Annotated in this window: 1 protein-coding gene; it reads right to left on the bottom strand. The window is 46.9% G+C overall.

Features of this window, described 5'->3' with window-relative positions; genetic code table 11:
• Positions 1-80 precede the first annotated feature (80 nt).
• Positions 81-539, bottom strand: coding sequence for an IS200/IS605 family transposase (gene tnpA, locus FDX04_RS19640; RefSeq protein WP_137361774.1), 459 nt, complete (start codon positions 537-539; stop codon positions 81-83).
• Between the last annotated feature and the right edge of the window lie 105 nt (positions 540-644).

Below are 644 nucleotides of genomic sequence, written 5' to 3'. Positions count from 1 at the left end.
TTTTCTGATGCGCCTATAAGGCTCTGTTACCAGCCGCGCCCTAACAGGCGCATACGATCTGACATTTGCATCAGACTTCGTTACTTACGGCCCGTAAACGGGCTACCTGGATAAGGGATCGATAACTGCTCGCCCATTTTATCCTCTGCAAGCTGGTGCTTTATGTATTCCTGTATCTTTGCCGTGTTCTTACCCACAGTATCCACGTAATACCCACGACACCAGAACTCCCTGTTCCTGTATTTAAACTTCATATCACCAAACTGCTCATACAACATCAGACTGCTTTTCCCTTTCAGATACCCCATAAAGCCGGATACGCTCATTTTGGGCGGGATTTCCACAAGCATATGGATATGATCTGCACAGCATTCCGCTTCCAGAATCCGCACGTTTTTCCACTCACACAGCTTTCTTAAGATGCTGCCTATCGCCCTGCGTCTCTCCCCGTAGAATGCTTGTCTTCGGTATTTGGGCGCAAAGACTATGTGATATTTACAGTTCCATCGGGTGTGCGCTAAGCTCTTTTCGTCCCCCATTGGGACCCCCTTTTGATTTCTTGTTTGACTCTTGCAGTTGCCAGACCGCAAGGTGTTTTAACAAATCAAAAGGGGTTTTAATAACTGGCTCAAAGCTGAAAGCTT

The organism is Citrobacter sp. wls615, assembly GCF_005281355.1.
In the GTDB taxonomy this organism is placed as follows: Bacteria; Pseudomonadota; Gammaproteobacteria; order Enterobacterales; family Enterobacteriaceae; genus Citrobacter; species Citrobacter werkmanii.
This window is presented reverse-complemented; position numbering and strand designations above follow the sequence as displayed.

What these genes read in the sequence shown, in the direction of transcription:
- tnpA (WP_137361774.1), bottom strand. Translation starts at nt 539, where the DNA reads ATGGGGGACGAAAAGAGCTTAGCGCACACCCGATGGAACTGTAAATAT.